12 protein-coding genes and 1 pseudogene are annotated in these 17,418 nt (G+C 68.1%); 3 read left to right on the top strand and 10 right to left on the bottom strand.

Annotated features, from left to right (window positions below; all coding sequences use genetic code 11):
* Window positions 1-57: 57 nt before the first annotated feature.
* The gene (locus ACQCSZ_RS03945; RefSeq protein WP_427006788.1) at window positions 58-501 is read left to right on the top strand and encodes an Rv3235 family protein; all 444 of its coding nucleotides are present in this window, start codon (window positions 58-60) and stop codon (window positions 499-501) included.
* Window positions 502-704: 203 nt separating this feature from the next.
* Here the strand turns inward: ACQCSZ_RS03945 and secA are convergent, their stop codons facing one another.
* From secA to mtrA, 7 genes are all read right to left on the bottom strand, one after another.
* The gene (gene secA / locus ACQCSZ_RS03940) at window positions 705-3,443 is read right to left on the bottom strand and encodes a preprotein translocase subunit SecA (RefSeq protein ID WP_427006787.1); all 2,739 of its coding nucleotides are present in this window, start codon (window positions 3,441-3,443) and stop codon (window positions 705-707) included.
* 84 nt (window positions 3,444-3,527) lie between these two features.
* Window positions 3,528-4,832, bottom strand: a complete 1,305-nt coding sequence (locus tag ACQCSZ_RS03935; protein WP_427006786.1) for a winged helix-turn-helix domain-containing protein — start codon at window positions 4,830-4,832, stop codon at window positions 3,528-3,530.
* 32 nt (window positions 4,833-4,864) lie between these two features.
* On the bottom strand, window positions 4,865-5,590 hold the full coding sequence (gene hpf, locus ACQCSZ_RS03930) for a ribosome hibernation-promoting factor, HPF/YfiA family (protein WP_427006785.1): 726 nt from the start codon (window positions 5,588-5,590) through the stop codon (window positions 4,865-4,867).
* A gap of 143 nt (window positions 5,591-5,733) precedes the next feature.
* A complete protein-coding gene (locus ACQCSZ_RS03925; RefSeq protein WP_427006784.1) occupies window positions 5,734-6,795 on the bottom strand; it encodes a ComF family protein in 1,062 nt (353 codons plus the stop codon).
* 88 nt (window positions 6,796-6,883) lie between these two features.
* Entirely contained in the window at window positions 6,884-8,602 is a 1,719-nt protein-coding gene (locus ACQCSZ_RS03920; RefSeq protein WP_427006783.1) for an LpqB family beta-propeller domain-containing protein, read from the bottom strand.
* Window positions 8,599-10,542: an MtrAB system histidine kinase MtrB gene (gene mtrB / locus ACQCSZ_RS03915; RefSeq protein ID WP_427006782.1), complete on the bottom strand. Its 1,944-nt coding sequence runs from the start codon at window positions 10,540-10,542 to the stop codon at window positions 8,599-8,601. The genes ACQCSZ_RS03920 and mtrB overlap by 4 nt, the downstream gene beginning before the upstream one ends.
* Window positions 10,514-11,188, bottom strand: a complete 675-nt coding sequence (gene mtrA, locus ACQCSZ_RS03910; RefSeq protein WP_211877710.1) for an MtrAB system response regulator MtrA — start codon at window positions 11,186-11,188, stop codon at window positions 10,514-10,516. Before mtrA ends, mtrB begins: the two co-directional genes overlap by 29 nt.
* A gap of 216 nt (window positions 11,189-11,404) precedes the next feature.
* Here mtrA and ACQCSZ_RS03905 point away from each other — a divergent pair, with 216 nt between their 5' ends.
* Window positions 11,405-12,118, top strand: coding sequence for a DUF4166 domain-containing protein (locus tag ACQCSZ_RS03905; RefSeq protein WP_427006781.1), 714 nt, complete (start codon window positions 11,405-11,407; stop codon window positions 12,116-12,118).
* A gap of 87 nt (window positions 12,119-12,205) precedes the next feature.
* On the opposite strand, the gene ACQCSZ_RS03900 is transcribed toward ACQCSZ_RS03905, so the two are convergent.
* Together ACQCSZ_RS03900 and ACQCSZ_RS03895 are read right to left on the bottom strand one after the other, a co-directional pair.
* The gene (locus ACQCSZ_RS03900) at window positions 12,206-13,279 is read right to left on the bottom strand and encodes a hypothetical protein (protein WP_427006780.1); all 1,074 of its coding nucleotides are present in this window, start codon (window positions 13,277-13,279) and stop codon (window positions 12,206-12,208) included.
* 2 nt (window positions 13,280-13,281) lie between these two features.
* Entirely contained in the window at window positions 13,282-13,770 is a 489-nt protein-coding gene (locus tag ACQCSZ_RS03895; RefSeq protein WP_427006779.1) for a chorismate mutase, read from the bottom strand.
* 148 nt (window positions 13,771-13,918) lie between these two features.
* Between ACQCSZ_RS03895 and ACQCSZ_RS03890 the strand changes: the two are divergent.
* A pseudogene (locus ACQCSZ_RS03890) lies at window positions 13,919-15,684 on the top strand (IS1634 family transposase).
* Window positions 15,685-15,761: 77 nt separating this feature from the next.
* Here ACQCSZ_RS03890 and ACQCSZ_RS03885 read toward each other — a convergent pair.
* On the bottom strand, window positions 15,762-16,967 hold the full coding sequence (locus ACQCSZ_RS03885) for an IS30 family transposase (RefSeq protein WP_427008246.1): 1,206 nt from the start codon (window positions 16,965-16,967) through the stop codon (window positions 15,762-15,764).
* Window positions 16,968-17,418: the final 451 nt, after the last annotated feature.

The raw sequence follows: 17,418 nt of genomic DNA, 5'->3' as shown, positions 1-17,418 counted from the left end.
CGGGAAAACCACGACATGCACGAGCAACCACAACCACAACCAGGCAAAGGAAGCACCATGAGCGCAATGACAGGGATCCGCGCAGGCGCGGCTGCCCCCGTTTCACCGGATCCGGTTTCGGCGGTCCGGCCCCCGCGCCTGCGGGTGGTTGATGAGGGCCGCGAAATCTGCGCCATCTCCCGCAGCACCGTGCAGGCCGCGATCGAAGTCCTGGCCGGGACCCGGCCGGCGCAGCAGCTTGCCCGGCGCCTTGACCAGCGGTGCCTGGTGGCCTTGCAGCATCGGGCCGCCCTGACCCGCAGGGTGGCGTCCGGAAGTTCGCCGGCTGCCGGACGGCTGCACCGAAACCCCTCCGTCCGCTCGGTCCGGGCCTGCCAGGTGTCCCCGGACGTTTACGAGGCCAGCGCCGTCGTCGTCGATGAATGGCGGGTCCGGGCGGTCGCCCTGCGGCTTGAGCGCAGCAGGCTGGTCTGGCGCATCACCGTCCTGGAGATCGGCTAAGGGCCGGTCCGCCGGCGCCGCTGGTCAAGCGCCGCTGGTCAAGGCGCGTGGTCACAGCGCGCCGGAACCCGTGCTGGGGGAACAGCAGGGCCCGGCTGGGGCCCTGGGGAAGCAGGGAAGGAGGCAGGTGCATGACGGAGGACCGGAACAAAGCGTTCCGGTCCTCCGTCATGGCAGCCGCGCGGGCAGGAGTCAGCCGCGGCTCAGCGCCGCTTCTTCCTGGCACTGCGGCGGGTGGTGTCCTGCGCTGCAGCCTTCGCCGGGTTGCCGGAGCGTCCCTGGTTCTTCGTCTCGATGCGGGTCTCGGCCGCGCCGTCCTCGCCGGGGGCGGTGTATTGCAGCTGGGCGGGCTTCTCGGGGGCCTCGAGTCCGGAGGCATGGATCTGCGGCTCGTGGTGCTCCGTATGCTGGCCTGCGGCGTCTGCGAAGACCACGTCCTCGGCCGGGGTCACCTCGACCTCCAGGTTGAACAGGAAGCCGACGCTTTCCTCGCGGATGGCCTCCATCATCGCCTGGAACATGATGAAGCCTTCGCGCTGGTACTCCACGAGCGGATCACGCTGGGCCATCGCCCGCAGGCCGATGCCTTCCTTCAGGTAGTCCATCTCATAGAGGTGTTCCTGCCACTTGCGGCCGATCACGGACAGGACGACCCTGCGCTCGAGCTCGCGCATGCTCTCGGAGCCGATCGCCTCTTCGCGTGCCTGGTAGACCAGGCGGGCGTCGGAGAGGATCTCTTCCTTGAGGAATTCAACGGTGATCCGGGACTTCCCGCCGGCCTCGTCGATCACGTCGCGCGGCGTGAAACTCACCGGGTACAGGGTCTTGAGGTTGGACCACAGCAGGTTGAAGTCCCAGTCGTCGCCGGTGCCCTCCGCGGTGGCCTCGTCGATGAAGGCGCTGATGGTGTCTTCCAGGAAGTACTGGACCTTCTCGTGGAGGTCGTCGCCTTCGAGGATGCGGCGGCGGTCGCCGTAGATGGCTTCGCGCTGGCGGTTGAGGACGTCGTCGTACTTGAGGACGTTCTTGCGCTGTTCGGCGTTGCGGCCCTCCACCTGGCCCTGCGCCGAGGCGATGGCGCGTGAGACGAGCTTGGATTCGAGCGCGACGTCGTCCGGTACGGAGCTGTTCATGAGCCGCTCCGCGGCGCCGGAGTTGAACAGGCGCATCAGGTCGTCGGTCAGGGACAGGTAGAACCGGGACTCGCCGGGATCGCCCTGGCGGCCGGAGCGGCCGCGGAGCTGGTTGTCGATGCGGCGGGACTCATGCCGTTCCGTACCCAGGACGTACAGGCCGCCGAGGTTGAGGACTTCCTCGTGTTCGTCCTTGACCGCCTGCTTGGCGGCCTCGAAGGCGGCGGGCCAGGCGGCCTCGTAGTCTTCGGAGTTTTCCTCCGGGTCCAGTCCGCGCTTTGCCAGTTCCGCGACGGCGGTGAATTCGGCGTTGCCGCCGAGCATGATGTCGGTACCGCGGCCCGCCATGTTGGTGGCGACAGTCACTGCGGCCTTGCGGCCGGCCTGGGCCACGATGGCCGCTTCACGGGCGTGGTTCTTGGCGTTCAGGACCTCGTGCCGGACGCCTTCCTTGGCCAGCAGCCGGGACAGGTACTCGCTCTTCTCGACGCTCGTGGTGCCCACAAGGACCGGCTGGCCCTTTTCGTGCCGTTCGGCAATGTCCCGGACCACGGCCTCGAACTTGACGGCCTCGTTCTTGTAGACAAGGTCGGCCTGGTCGATGCGCGTCATGTCCTTGTTGGTGGGGATCGCGACGACGCCGAGCTTGTAGGTGCTCATGAACTCGGCGGCCTCGGTCTCGGCCGTGCCGGTCATGCCCGCGAGCTTGCCGTACATGCGGAAGTAGTTCTGCAGGGTCACGGTGGCGAGGGTCTGGTTTTCGGCCTTGATCTCGACGGCTTCCTTGGCCTCGATGGCCTGGTGCATGCCTTCGTTGTAGCGCCGGCCGGCAAGGATGCGTCCGGTGTGCTCGTCGACGATCAGCACCTCGCCGTCGAGGATGACGTAGTCCTTGTCGCGCTTGAACAGTTCCTTGGCCTTGATGGCGTTGTTCAGGAAGCCGATCAGCGGCGTGTTGGCGGACTCGTACAGGTTGTGGATGCCGAGGTAGTCCTCGACTTTTTCGATGCCGCCTTCCAGCACACCGACGGTCCGCTTCTTCTCGTCGACCTCATAGTCGGTCTCCGGCTCCAGGCGCGTGACCACCTTGGCGAATTCGCTGTACCAGCGGTTCGTGTCGCCCTGGGCGGGGCCGGAAATGATGAGCGGCGTGCGGGCCTCGTCGATGAGGATCGAGTCCACTTCATCGACGATGGCGAAGTGGTGGCCGCGCTGGACGAGCTCGGACTTGTCCCACGCCATGTTGTCGCGCAGGTAATCGAAGCCGAATTCGTTGTTGGTGCCGTAGGTGATGTCCGCGGCGTACTGCTCGCGGCGCAGTGCCGGGTCCTGGTTGGACAGGATGCACCCGCTGCTCAGGCCCAGGAAGCGGTAGACGCGGCCCATGAGGTCGGACTGGTATTCGGCGAGGTAGTCATTGACGGTGATGACGTGCACGCCTTTGCCGGCGAGGGCATTGAGGTAGGCCGGAGCGGTGGCCACGAGGGTCTTGCCTTCACCGGTCTTCATCTCGGCGATGTTTCCCAGGTGCAGGGCGGCGCCGCCCATCAGCTGGACATCGAAGTGGCGCAGGCCGAGGGTGCGGGAGGACGCTTCACGGACGGCGGCAAACGCCTCCGGCAGGAGATCGTCCAGTTTCTCCCCGTCCACGTGCCGCTCGCGGAGGCGGTCCGTCTCTTCGCGCAGCTCGGCGTCGGTGAAGGTCTTGAACGAGGCTTCCAGGGCATTGATGGAATCGGCATAGTTCCGCAGCTGCCTCAGGGTTTTTTTGTCACCCGTGCGGAGAAGTTTTTCGAAAAGTGATGCCACGTGAAGTTGCTCCCAGTCTCAAGCTGCCGAATTCTGGCGTGTTCAGTCTACGGGAGAGACACCGGGCCGGTGGCCGCTGTTCCCTCAGAGCGGATACGCCGCCGCGGTCCCCGCGACAGTCCCCGCGACAGCCCCCGCGACGGCCTCGGCGAGCGCGGGTGCCAGGTCACCTGCCGGGGAGACGGCGACGCGGTCCAGTCCCAGCCACTCCGCCATGAGCTGCAGTTCGGCGGCGAGTTCGACGGCGGTGTCCGCCGGCGCGCCGGGCTCGGCATGGGCGGCCCTCGCCAGGAGCGTGCCGCCGGCCCGGTCGGCCTTCAGATCCACCCGTGCCACGATCCCGTCCCGCAGCAGGAACGGCAGCACGTAATAACCGAAGCGGCGCTTCGCCTCCGGTGTGTAGATCTCGATCCGGTAGTGGAAGCCGAACAGCTCCTCGAGCCGGCGGCGCTCAAAGACCAGGGAGTCGAACGGACTGAGCAGGGCCCGCCCGGTGGCCGCGCGCGGGAGCTTTGCCTCGACATGCCGGTACAGCGCCCTGTCCCAGCCGGCGACGGCGACCGGCCGGAGCCTGCCTGCCTCGACAAGGTGCCCCACGGAAACGGCGGCTGCCCCCATCGGCGTCCGGAAGTAGTCCGCAAAGCAGCGCACGGTCCCGATCCCGTGGGCCTGCGCGGCGGCGTCGATCAGCCGGTCCATGGCGGCGGCCGGATCCGGCTCCCGGCCCGCAGCTGGCCCGGCTGTGCCGGGAAGGAGCGTGCCGGGAAGGAGCGTGCCGGGAAGGAGCGTGCCGGGCAGGACCCTGGCGGTCAGGGTGTAGCGGCGTTCGAAGGATTCGGTCCGGGAGTCGGCGGAGACGAGGCCCTCCTCGAAGAGGTGTTCCAGGACCCGCTTGACGGCATTCCAGTTCCAGCCCCAGTTGTCCCGCAGCCGGTCCTCCACGTGGCCGAGCCGCACCGTCAGTTCCGCGGCCGTCATCGGCCGTCCGGTTGACAGGGCTTCCCGCACCGCGGCGGCGACGGCGTCCCGGACGTCCGGGTCCATCGCGGAGGCGCCGACCCACTTCCGGTTTTGCCACAGTACGAGGTCCTGGAAATGGTCCGGCCGGATGAAGCTGGCCTCGTGCGCCCAGTACTCCATCATCCGGCGCGGCGGGCGTGCTGCCATCCGGGCCAGGATGCTGCGGTCGTAGTTTCCGAGCCGGGAGAAAAACGGCAGGAAGTGGCTCCGGGACAGCACATTGACCGAGTCGATCTGGACCAGGTGCAGCCGGGCAAAGGTACGGCCCACCGCCCGTGCGCTCACGGGCCCGGCGGGCCGTGCCTTGTCCAGTCCTTGGGCTGCCAATGCGATCCGCCGTGCCTGGTCGAGGCTCAGCGGTGCCGGCATATCACTCCCTGCACCGGACGGTCTGCACCAGCTTAGGCACTGGCAGGCTCATCCTCGGAACGGTAGGCGTGGATCTGCGCGTCCTGCGGGACTTGTCCCGGTTCGCAGGTCTGGTCCAGGGAGATCACCCCGTAGGTCCATCCCTCGCGGCGGTAGACCACGGAGGGTGCTTTGGTCTCCTTGTCCACGAAGAGGTAGAAGTCGTGGCCGACCAGTTCCATGTTGTCGACGGCGTCGTCCAGTGACAGGGAGGCGGCGGTAAAAACCTTGCGGCGGATCAGCACCGGCGAGTCGCCGGCCGGAATATCGTTCTCGACGTCATACGGGGACTTCTCTGCCGCCGGCGCCTGGGGTTCCCCGGCGCGGCCCACCGCGGCATAGAGGGGCTCGGACGGACTTGCCGGCTCAAGGGTTGCCGTCGCCTCGGTGACGGACTTGGGGGTGTGCCTGCCGTGATGGACCTTGCTGCGGTCCTTGGCCCTGCGCAGGCGTTCAAGAAGTTTGTTGTAGGCGAGATCGAAAGCCGCGAACTTGTCGGCGGCGCTGGCTTCTGCACGGATCACGGGGCCGCGGCCCAGGACTGTCAGCTCAACCGTGAGCATCTCGTCGGCCTGGCGGGCCTTGGTCTCCTTGGAGACCTTTGCGTCCACCCGCTGGACCTTGTCGCCGAGCGAGGCGATCTTTGAGACCTTCTCGTCGGCGTACTCGCGGAAGCGGTCTGAGACCGTCAAATTACGTCCGCTGATCATGAACTCCATGGTGCCCTCCAAATGACTTCGGTGACACGACGGCGGCACTTCCCGGGGCCGATCTGACTGACAGTCGAGCCCCTTTCCGAGCCGCTATCGACAGGTACATCTGTTCTTGGTACCCATCTTCGACGTTAGTTCATAGCCTTCTGTTATTCATCCTTTTCCGGTTTATTTTTTTGCTCGTCACATACCGGCGCTGCCGGCAGGCCGCCGGCAGCGCCGGCAACGGACATGACCGGCGGGCGTGTCGCGGCGAGGACGACGGCGCCCCGCACCACTGCGCCTGCCTCGCGCAGGGCACGGGCGGCTTCGGCGAGCGTCGCGCCCGTGGTGAGCACGTCGTCGACGATGATGCATGGATGTCCCCTGATGTCCGGGGCCCGCGGCCCGGACCTGGCCCGCATCGACCCGCGGACGCGCTGCGCCCGGTCCCCGCGGGCCAGCCCCTTCTGGCCGCCGCGCAGGGCGCCGGGGCCAGCGGCCAGGACGGGACGCCGGGCCTTCCGCAGGGCATCGACGACGCGGAGGCCGGGAAAATCCCGGCGGCTGAGCCTGGCGAGCAGGAGATGGACCGGGCTGAAGCCCCTCCTCCGGAAGGCTCCGCTGCTGGTGGGTACCGGAACCAGGCAGAGCGGCTGTCCGCCGCCCACCGCGGCATCGAGGGCGCGGGCCAGGCCCTTCGCCAGGACGACCCCGAGCCGGCCCTGGCCATGTCTCTTGAAGGACAGCACCGCCTGCGCCAGCTCGCCGCGGTAGGCCCCGGCGGCCACCACCGGAAGGATCACGGAGCCGTCCATGTCCATCAGGGCAGGGGCCTGCCCCTCCGCCCGGAAGGGGTCCAGTGTCAGCAGGCGGACCTGCCGCTCGCAGGCCCCGCAGAGGGCGATGTCCTCCGCGCCGCAACAGACGCAGTCCACGGGGACTGCAAGTGCCAGCAGCTCGATCCCGGCCGCTGCAGCGCGGTCCGCAAACCTGGGCAGCGGGCGGATGTAGTCGCCGCGGTGCCTGGCGGCCGTGGGCGCCACCGGAGCCAGGTCCGGGTCGGCGGCGCCCGGCGGGGGCAGCCGGGGACGCGGTCCGCCGCCGCCGCGCGCATTCCCGGCGTGTTCACTGCCGGCGTCTTCACTGCCGGCGTCTTCACTGCCGGCGTCTTCACTGCCGGCGTCTTCACTGCGGGCGTCTTCACTGCGGCGGGGCGGCCATCGGGTCATGCTGCAAGCCTGGACCGTCAGGGGGCGCCGCGGAAGCCGCTGCTCCCGCTATGTGGACAAGCACCGGTGGAGGGCCGGCGGCGCAGGATCAGCCGGGGAAGGACGGGTCCTGGAGGCCCTTGAGCTGGGGTGACCAGCCGTTGCCCAGCCGCTGGAAGACACCTTCCGCTGACTGACCGAAGATCTCTTCCGGGCCGTTGCCCGCGCTGAGGGCGGTGAGACCCGGCCACGGTGCCAGTTGCTGCGGTTGCGCCGAAGCGAGGGAGAGAAGCTCCGGGGTCACGCTCTCGGCCGCCGAGCCCTTCATGACGGCCACCGTGGTGTCGTCGACCCACGCTCCCTGGTCAGGGTCGCGGCTGGTCGGCAGGGTCATCGGCGCGGTCAGATCACGGGGGGTGCCGTCCGCTGTCCTGATGATCCCCGTGACCTGGACCCTGGTCTTGCCGTTCTGTTCCGAAATCACGAGGGCCCGCGCGCCTTCCCTGGACATCCTGAACTCCTTGACCGTCCATCCGGCGAGCCAGGTCGGCGTCAGGGTCACGGCGGGCACGCTGGAACCCTGGGCCACGCCGACGGGCCGGTAGGCGAGGACCTCGGTGGCACCGTCGCCCCCCGGTCCGGCCGTCCAGGTCCAGTCGTACCGGTCGAACGACGGACGGGACACGGCGGCCCGTGTGGTCAGCACCCTGGCGGGCTGGCCGGGCACCACCGAGTACAGGGTGTCGCGGCCGGGGTTGAGGAATGCGGCGGACTGCGAGACGGGAGATTCCGCCGGGGCACGGGGCGAAAGGGCGGCGACGGGCGCGATGTCAGGAAGCGGCGAGAGCCTGTTGTTCTCGTACCGGACCAGCTCATTGTGGCTCACGGCGATCTGATGGGCCGGGACGCTCATGTTCCGTACCGGACGCCGGACCGTGCCGTTGTCTTCAACGCGCACCAGGTCCTGGTTGGCCCGGAGCTCGACGTTGATGACATCGGGCTGGCTGCGGAATGTCAGGGCCAGCTGGGTCTGCATCCGCAGCCTGTCCTCGTTGGAGGCGTCCACGAGATCCTTCGCCGTGAGATCCACCTGGGCCGCGCCGGAGACAACCGGCACCGATTCGCGGGCCAGCTTAATGCCTGAAGGGAAGGCGCTGACGACGGCGCCCTTGAGATAGGCGGCGGGGCCGCCGAGGAGGGCGCTCGTCATGGCCTTGACCGTCTTCTTCTTGATGAACCACCGGAGATCCGGCACGGCATAAGTGAAGGTGGGGTCATAGAAGTAGATCGGATACGCGCCGTAGATGACCTTGAAGGTCTCCTCCGGGATGGCCGTGCCGTCCGGGATCGCGGCGATCCTCCACTGCCCGTCCACCTGGGCCAGCGTGGCCGGAATGTTCTCCTTCGTGCCCTCGGGCAGCCGCGTGGCAACCCCGTCGGCATCCACAGAGTAGGCGAGGTCGAGTTCATAGTCGAAGACGTTCTCGACGCCGGTGGGCACCACCCTCGCGGACCGGAACACCAGCGCGCGCTGGTCCGGTTTCCAGGTGACGGACGAGGCCTGCGTGAGGTACTGGCGGGCGACGGCGTAGTCGTCCTCGTAACCGCTGCCGGCGCTGTAGAAGTCTTCGATCACCGACTCCGGGCCTGCACCTTCCCGGGGCGCGGCCGGGAAGAAGACCGGGGCGTTGGGGTTGCCGGCGCTCGCGTCCGTGCTCTTGCCCACAGGACCCGACCGCGGGATCTGCGCGCACGAGGCCAGGAGGAGCAGGACCAGCGCGAGCACCGCTGCGCCGGCCCTGGTGATGTTGCTGGAGGAACCCCTCATGACCCGTCCTTCATTCCGGCTCCCGTTTCGGCTCCCGTTTCGGCTCCCGTTTCGGCTCCGCCTGGTTCTGCCGCCGGGGCCCCGGTCCTGTTGCCCACAGTGCCAGGGACAGCGGACGGCTCCAGCAGCAGCATGGTCCGTTCGCGCCCGGCACCGGGGACGCCGACGTCGGCCGGTTCCAGCTGGAGCGGTGACTTCACGATATCCTCGCCCTGGCGCAGCGGCAGGGTCAGCCGGAAGCTGGCACCGCTCCCCTTCTTGCCCCAGGCCTGGAGCGAGCCGTTGTGGAGTTTGGTGTCCTCGGCGGCGATGGAAAGCCCGAGGCCGCTGCCGCCCGTGGTCCGGGCACGGGCGGGATCGGCACGCCAGAAGCGGTCGAAGACGCGCGCCGCCTCGGCCGGGCTCATGCCGATGCCGTGGTCCCGGACAGACACCGCAACCGCGGTGCGGTTGGCGGCGACGGAAATGTTCACGGGCCTGCCTTCGCCGTGTTCCAGGGCATTCAGGACCAGGTTGCGCAGGATGCGGTCGATCCGCCGGTCGTCCATCTCCACGATGATGCTGCCTGCGGGAGCGTTGAGGGTGACCTCCGAGCCGTACTCCGCGGCCACGGGGCCGACGCCTTCCATCACGTGGGAGATGAGCTGGACGATGTCCGTCGGCTCGGCGTCGAGAATGGCCGCGCCCGCATCAAAACGGGAGATTTCAAGAAGATCGGCCAGCAGCGACTGGAACCGCTCCACCTGGTGGTAGAGCAGTTCCGCGGAGCGCTTGTTGATGGGATCGAAGTCCCCGCGGGCGTCATAGAGCACTTCCGCCGCCATCCGCACGGTGGTGAGCGGGGTGCGGAGCTCGTGGGAGACATCGGAGACGAACCGCTGCTGCATCTGCGAAAGGGTGGCCAGCTGCGTGATCTGCTCCTGAAGGCTCGCCGCCATATGGTTGAACGACGCCCCGAGCCGGGCCACCTCGTCCTCGCCCTTGACCACCATGCGTTCCTGCAGCTGGCCCGCGGCGAGCTTTTCGGAGACCAGGGCCGCATGGCTGACCGGGCTCACGACGTTGCGGGTGACGTACCACGCCACGGCGCCGATCAACAGCAGCAGCACCGCCGCGCCGGCGAGCAGGACGTTCTGGATCTCGTTGAGGGTTTTCTGCGCCGTATTGAGGTCATAGATCAGGTAGAGCTCGTAGACCGTGCCGTTGAAGGTGACCTTGTTGCCGACGGCGATCCCGGGGCGGTCCTCGGTCCCCACCGGGAACTGCGTTGACGCCCAGAACTGGTCCTTCCCCGAATCCTGCACGGCCTTGCGCAGGTCCGGCGGGATCACGCTGATGGTGAGCTGGTCCGAGGCCCGCGATTCGACCCATCTGTTGCGGGGCTTGGTCTGTTCCGGCATCGCCTCAAAGACATAGCGGCGCTGGATCACGGAGCCCCGTCCCTCGACGGCATTCAGGGTGTCGTAGACCAGGGTGATGACGCTGGACTGGTCGGTGACCTGCGCGCCGTCGAACGTGTCCTGGACCTGCTTGACGTTGTAGCGCGTCTCGGACTCGGCCTGGGCGAGACGCTCCTGGAAGAGGTTATTGGCGATCTGGTTGGACAGGTAGGCTCCCACGACGGCGAAGGAACCGATGGCGAGCAGCAGCGTGGTCAGGACGGTCCGGAACTGCAGGGACCGCCGCCACCGCCGGTGGACGGCGCGCAGGAGGTACCGGAGGCCCGGCAGCAGCCCGACGGTGCCGGTCCGCACCAGCCGCGCGACCCGCACGCCGACAATCCAGCCGCGGCGCACCCAGATCCGGGTGCCGAACCGCAGCGCCCGCCACGCGGCGGCCGGACCGGCCGGATGCCTTGGCGCGGCGTTCCCGGGAGTGGCGTTCTCCGGGACTGCGCTGCCGTCTTCAGGCTCAGGAACCTGCTTTGTAGCCGACACCACGGACCGTCAATACTACTTCGGGGGCTTCCGGGTCACGTTCGATCTTGGACCTCAGCCGCTGGACATGGACGTTGACCAGCCGGGTGTCGGCAGCATGGCGGTAGCCCCAGACCTGTTCCAGGAGCAGTTCCCGGGTGAAGACCTGCCACGGCTTGCGGGCCAGCGCGACGAGCAGATCGAATTCCAGCGGGGTCAGCGAGATCCGGTCGCTCCCCCGGCTGACCAGGTGGCCGGCGACGTCGATGGTCACGTCGGCGATGCGCAGGGTTTCCGGCGCCTTCTGGTCGCCGGGCCTCAGGCGCGCCCGGACGCGGGCCACGAGCTCGGCCGGCTTGAACGGCTTGGGGACATAGTCGTCGGCGCCGGACTCGAGGCCGCGGACCACATCCGAGGTGTCCGCCTTGGCGGTGAGCATCACAATCGGCACGTCGGAGTCGGCGCGGATCAGGCGGCAGACCTCGATGCCGTCCATGCCGGGAAGCATGAGGTCCAGCAGCACGAGGTCCGGCTTCGAGGAACGGAAGACCTCCAGCGCCTGTCCGCCGTCAGCGCAGAAGACGGGTTCGAAGCCATCGTTGCGCAGCACAATACCGATCATCTCGGCCAGTGCCTCGTCATCGTCCACTACCAGAATGCGTGCCTTCATAATTACATATTCCCCTATTGAAATGGCTTTGTCGTATCGGGCGGATCCTCGGCATGGCGCGGGCCCTCACCAGCAGGCCGGTACAAACCTCGTCCCGGGTCCCTTCCCGCGCTTTCTGCCCGGAGGAAACCCTGCGCGTGCTGGAACATTCAGTGTCCGGTACTGCATGCTGGGGACCAGCCCCATCAGCCTGCCAGGACCACCAGGAGGTTTCCAGTGAACACCCCGATCTACCGGCTTGCCCTCGGCCACGACTTCGCCCGGCTGCAGCCGGAGCTCCAGGACTACTTCTCGCTCGCCCCGGGTTCCGGCCACTACGGCGTCGGCGAGGGCGTGTTCGACGTCGTCGGCTGCCGGCAGCCCTGGCTGCGCCCCCTGCTGCGGCTCGCCACCGGCGAGCAGGCGTTCTTCCCCGAATACGGCGAGGGCATCCCGTTCCGGATCGAGAACCATGCCCACCTGGATCCGTTCGGCCGGTCCAGCCTGACGGCGCGCCGTGAAATTTTCTTCCCCGGCACCACCCGGCTCTTCCATGACACCACCAGCTTCGATGACTCCGGCAGCCGGGCCGGGCTGGTGGACTACGTCGGCCGGTACCGGCGGCTCGTCACGGACCTCAACCTCAGCGTCACCGCGGAGGGCCGGCTGCGCGGCGTCTCTGCGGCGTCGCGGCTGTTCCTCGGGCCGCTGCGGATCCCGCTGCCGGAAGCCCTCGATGCCAGGGCCTACGCCGAACAGTGGTGGGAGCCGGCAGAGGGCGGCCAGGGGCAGCACCGGATCCAGGTCAAGGTGGTCCAGCCCCAGATCGGCCTGGTGCTGGTCTACGCCGGGCACTTCGACTACCGGCTGGAACCCTACCCCGGCGGGATCACGGCGCCGGGGTACCTTCCCCCGACCGCCCGCCCGGACCGCTGGAACAGCCGCCTCTGACCGGTGCGGGCGCCCCGGCCGGCGCTGCTGGGCCCACGCCGCCAAGGTTCCCTGGCCGAGCTTGCGAGGCTAGGGCGGCGGTGGGGACTAGCCGAGGGCCAGCTGGTTGAGGCCGTCGGCCACCTGGGTCAGCCGGGTCAGTACCGCCGTCGCGGACGACGGCGAGTGATGCGCCAGCCCGTCCGAAGGGGTGATCCGCAGCGCCCCCAGCGTGGACGCGGGAAGCCCCAGCTGCCGCCACGGCCGCCAGACGTTTTCCACGACGTCGCCGACGCGGGGCAGCCTCGCGGCCGGATCAGCCACGTCCAGCGCTCCGGCCCAGAGGCGCTTTCCAGCCTCCACGGCGCCCGCGAGCTGTTCCCATTGGCGGGAGGTGAGCGCCCGGAGCGGCACCGCGATCCCGTCGGCGCCGGCGGCCAGGATCCGGTCAAACGGGGCCTCGACTTCCGCGACGGACACCACGATTTCGGCGGCGCCGGCGGCCCGCAGCGCGTCAATGACCAGCCGCCAGGAGTCGGTGATTTCCTGGCCGGGAATGGAGCGCAGGGTGCGGTAGCCGCTGGAGGTCGGAATGGTGCCGGCCAGCACGGACGCGATCTCGGGTTCATCGATCTGCACCACGATGCGGGCCCCGGGTGCCGCTATGGCAACCCTGGACAGATAGCCGTCGACGCCGGCGGCCAGGGACGCGGCGATATCGCGCCGGGCGCCGTAGTCGATCAGGGCACGTTCCCCGTGATGCAGATGCAGGCCGGCGGCGAGGCTGAGCGGGCCGCGCAGCTGCACCTTGATGTCCGCCGCCGGGGTATCCTCGGCGCCGATCAAGTCCGCCAGGATATTGATGTCGGTGGAGAGGGCCGACCGTGCCCGCATCAGGTCCTTGCCGGGCCGGTCCACGATCCTCCAGCCGTAGGGCTGGACATCCACGGACATGTCCACCAGCAGCGACGCGGTCCGGCCGAGGGCGTCCGAGCCGACGCCGCGGTCAGGCAGCTCGGCGAGGAACGGCAGATGGGGGCTGCCGAGTTCGCCGCGGACGGTCCGCGTGGCCTCGACCGGGTCCTCCCCGGGCCAGGGGCCCGCGGCCGTCGCGGTGACTTCGGCGGGTTCCTGCGGTGTCTGGGCCTGCGATGCCTGGGTGGGCGCTGTCCGGGCGGCCATGGCTAGGCGTCTGCGGCGACGGAAGGAGCCGGGGATCCGGCTGCCCGTGCGGCGCCGCCACCGGCGGCGTCCTTGGCCCCGGCCTCCAGGGCCTCGGCATCCCGGGCTGCTGCCTGGTGGTCTTCGGCGATGGCTTCATGGTGCCGGATGACCTCGCCGATGATGAAGTTCAGGAACTTCTCGGCGAAGGCCGGGTCCAGGTGGGCTTCGGCGGCGAGGTGGCGCAGGCGTGCAATCTGGGCCGTCTCCCGGCCCGGGTCCCCGGCGGGAAGCTGGTGCGCGGCCTTCAGGAAGCCGACCTTCTGGGTGGCCTTGAACCGCTCGGCGAGGAGGAACACGAGGGTGGCATCGATGTTGTCGATGCTGGAGCGGATCGACAACAGTTCCGCCATCACCGCCGGATCCACCTGACCGGCCAGGGAACTGGCCGCGGGGTCGTAGGAATCGGCGTCAGGATCGGCATGGGGAAGACTGTGGTTCTGCTCGGTCATTGACCCAGTCTAGGCGGAAGTTACGTGGGTCTCTCGCCCGGATTCGTTGAGTTTCCGGGCGGGGGGCCCGTTTTATACGGTTTCGCGTAGTCAGAATAGTTGTCGTGTCTTTCCCGAATGTGAGGGAAAAGCACTCTAAAATGTTGTTATGATGAAGCGAGGCGGCGCGGTTCATGTAGTCAGAGTTGTGAAGTCCCATACGGACAAGCATGGCCAGGAGCGCGTATACCGGTCGGCGTACCTGCGCCGGACCTACCGCGAGGGCGGGAAGGTCCGCAACGAAACGGTCGCGAACCTTTCGGCCCTGCCCGGGCATGTGGTCGACTTCATCGACGCCGGGCTCAAGGGCCGGCACCTGGTGCCCGCGGACGCCGTGGCCACCATCACCCGGTCCCTGCCGCACGGCCACGTCGCCGCGGTCTTCGCCCAGGCCAAAGCCCTCGGCATTCCCGCTCTGCTCGGCCCGGCCTGCGGGCAGCGGGACCTGGCCCTGGCCCTGGTGATCGCCCGGGTCTGCAGACCCGGTTCGAAGCTGGCGACCACCCGCTGGTGGGCCGACACAACCCTCGCCGAAGACCTCGGAGTCGCCGGCGCCACGACCGATGAGGTCTACGCCGCGATGGACTGGCTCGCAGGCCGGCAGGAAACCATCGAGAAGGCGCTGGCGAAAAGGCATCTGTCCCCGGAGGCCAACCCGGACCGGCTCGCGTTGTTCGACCTGTCCTCGTCCTGGGTCACCGGGCACAAGTGCCCGCTCGCGGCCCGCGGCTACTCCCGCGACGGGAAGAAAGGTCTGGAGCAGATCGAGTACGGTCTGCTCACCGACCCCGAGGGCCGGCCGGTCTCGGTGCGTGTCGTGCCCGGGAACACCGCGGACCCGGCCGCGTTCGAGGCCCTCGCCAAGGACTTCAAAACCCGCTACGGCCTGGCGGACATGGTGATGGTCGGAGACCGCGGCATGATCACCTCCGCCCGGATCGAACAGCTCAAGGAACTCGGCGGACTGGGCTGGGTCACCGCGCTGCGCGCCCCGCCATCCAGGCCCTGGCCGCCGACGACGGGCCCCTGCAGATGAGCCTGTTCGACGAGCAGGACCTGGCCGAGATCGCCCACCCGGACTACCCGGGCGAACGCCTCATCGCCTGCCGCAACCCGCTCCTGGCCGCCGAACGGGCCCGCAAACGCACCGCACTGCTCGCAGCCACCGACACGGAGCTGGCCAAAATCACCGCCGCCGCCGAAGCCGGGCGGCTCAAAGACGCCGGGAAGATCGGCGTGCGCGCCGGCAAGGTCGTCGGCAGATACAAGATGGAAAAGCACTACACCCTGACCATCGGCGACACCTCGTTCGCGTACGCCCGCAACGAGGAACAAATCGCCGCCGAGGCGGCCCTGGACGGAATCTACATCATCCGCACCACCATCCAGGACACCCACATGGACGCCGGACAAGTCGTCGCGACCTACAAGTCCCTGGCCAACGTCGAACGCGACTTCCGCTCCATCAAGGCCATCGACCTGGACCTGCGCCCGATCCACCACCACACCGAAACCCGGGTCCGCGCCCACGTATTCATCTGCATGCTCGCCGCCTACCTCACCTGGCACCTCCGCCGGGCCTGGGCACCCCTGACGTTCACCGACGAAAACCGCCCCGAACCGGAGAACCCCGTCGCCCCCGCAAAACGATCGGCCGCAGCGCAGACCAAAGCAAGCCGGCGCACCACCCCAGACGGACACCCCGCCCACAGCTTCCGGTCCCTGCTGGACCACCTGGGAACCCTGACCCGCAACGAGATCCGCTACGGCGCCGAGGAGACCGCGCCCCTGATCCCCACCCTGGCCGTGCCCACCCCCATCCAACACAAGGCCTTCGACCTGATCGGCCAAAGCTTCCCGCTGACCCTGAAGTAGACAGAAGGAGGAACCCCGGAAACAGCGGAATCCCCGCCAACGGCGAATTCTGGGGATCGTTGCAACACCTGTGGTGGTTAGGTGGTTACCAGTAGATCACGAAGGCGCTCGGCGGGGGTATCCCAGTCGAGCGTTTTGCGTGGGCGGGCGTTGAGTTCCTGGGCGACGTGTTCGAGGTCTTCGGGCCCGTAGGCGTTCAGGTCGGTTCCCTTGGGGAAGTACTGGCGCAGCAGCCCGTTGGTGTTCTCGTTGGACCCGCGCTGCCAGGGGCTTCCCGGATCGCAGAAGTAGACATCCATGTCCGTGGCGATGCCAAAGGCCTTGTGCAGGGCCATCTCCGCGCCCTGGTCCCAAGTGAGCGAGCCGCGCAGGTGTGCAGGCAGGTCGCTCATGGTCTCGATGAGCCCGTCACGCACGGATTCGGCGTTGTGGTCGGTGGGCAGGTGCACCAGCATCACGTACCGTGTGGTGCGTTCCACGAGAGTCGCGATCGCCGACTGGTTGTAGGCGCCGGTGATCAAATCCCCCTCCCAGTGGCCCGGGACCGCACGGTCTTCGACCTCGGGCGGGCGTTCGGAAATATTGATCATCGGGTCCCGGAAGCGGCTGGTGCGTTCCTCCGGGTTCTTGTGGGCCTTGCGGCGGGTGCGCCCGGTGCGCAGGGCGTCCTTGACCTCGCGCTTGAGCCCGCCACGGGCCTGGAGATAGAGGGCCTGGTAGATCGTTTCGTGGCTCACGCGCATCTGCTCGTCATCGGGGAAATCCTTGATCAGCAAGTGGGAGATCTGTTCGGGCGAGCACCGGGTGAGCAGCTTGCCCTTCACGAAATCCCGCAGCCGCCGGTTGCCGCTCAGCTTACTGGTTTTGGGCCGCGACCGGCGCGCCACGGCGGCCCGCTGGGCGCCGTAGGGCTGGTAGCCGAGCACCGGGTGGCTGTTGCGGGAAACCTCGCGGCTGATCGAGGACGGGGAGCGCCCCAGGGCCGCTGCCACGGCCCTGATGGAGGAGCCCTGGGACTTCATGTCCCGGATCCTCTCGCGGTCCCGCAGCGACAGGTACCGGGGATCGATCACCTTCTCCAGTGCCGTTTGGGGAATCGAAACATTCGTTGTTCCGCCGGTGGCCTCGGGAGGCGCAATCGCAGTAGTCACCTCCCGTTTATAGTCGACGGCAGCGGGCTCAGGGTAAACAAGTTTCCCCTTGGCCTGGACTATGCCGTTATCCCACATGAAGGCCGTTTTACGGTCAACACCGACGGCCGCTGTTGCTTCACGCCGGCCCACCCCGGCTGCGCGCAGGCGGAAGAACTCCTCGCGTTTTCCCACCGTCACGCGGACACTGCGGATGCCGGCGGCCTTGGCCCAGTTATGACACGTATCTTTGCTCAGGCCGAGCTGCCTGGCCGCTTCGGTGACGCTGCCGACACTATCCAGGACAGTGAAGAATTCGGCTTTCTGGGCCTGCGAGTATTTCCGGTTGGGCCCCTTGATCTTCCTTGCCCGTTTAGGCAATGCTCCGGTCTCGTGGACCCAGGCGTAGCAGGCGGCGGTGCTCAGCCCCAGCTCTGAAGCCGCAGCCGAGACGTTCCCGAGGCGGTCCAGGAGCGTGAAGAACTCGTCCTTCTGAGCCTGCGTATACTCCCGGCGGGGTTCCGAACCCTTCACACCCGACTTGAGGTGGATCCCTGCTTGCCGGACCCACTTGCGGCACGTTGCCGCCTTGAATCCGAGCTCT

Origin of the sequence: Pseudarthrobacter sp. H2, from assembly GCF_050157045.1 — a bacterium.
Lineage (GTDB): Bacteria > Actinomycetota > Actinomycetes > Actinomycetales > Micrococcaceae > Arthrobacter.
The sequence above is the reverse complement of the archived record's forward strand: the minus strand, read 5'-3'. Positions and strand labels throughout refer to the sequence as shown.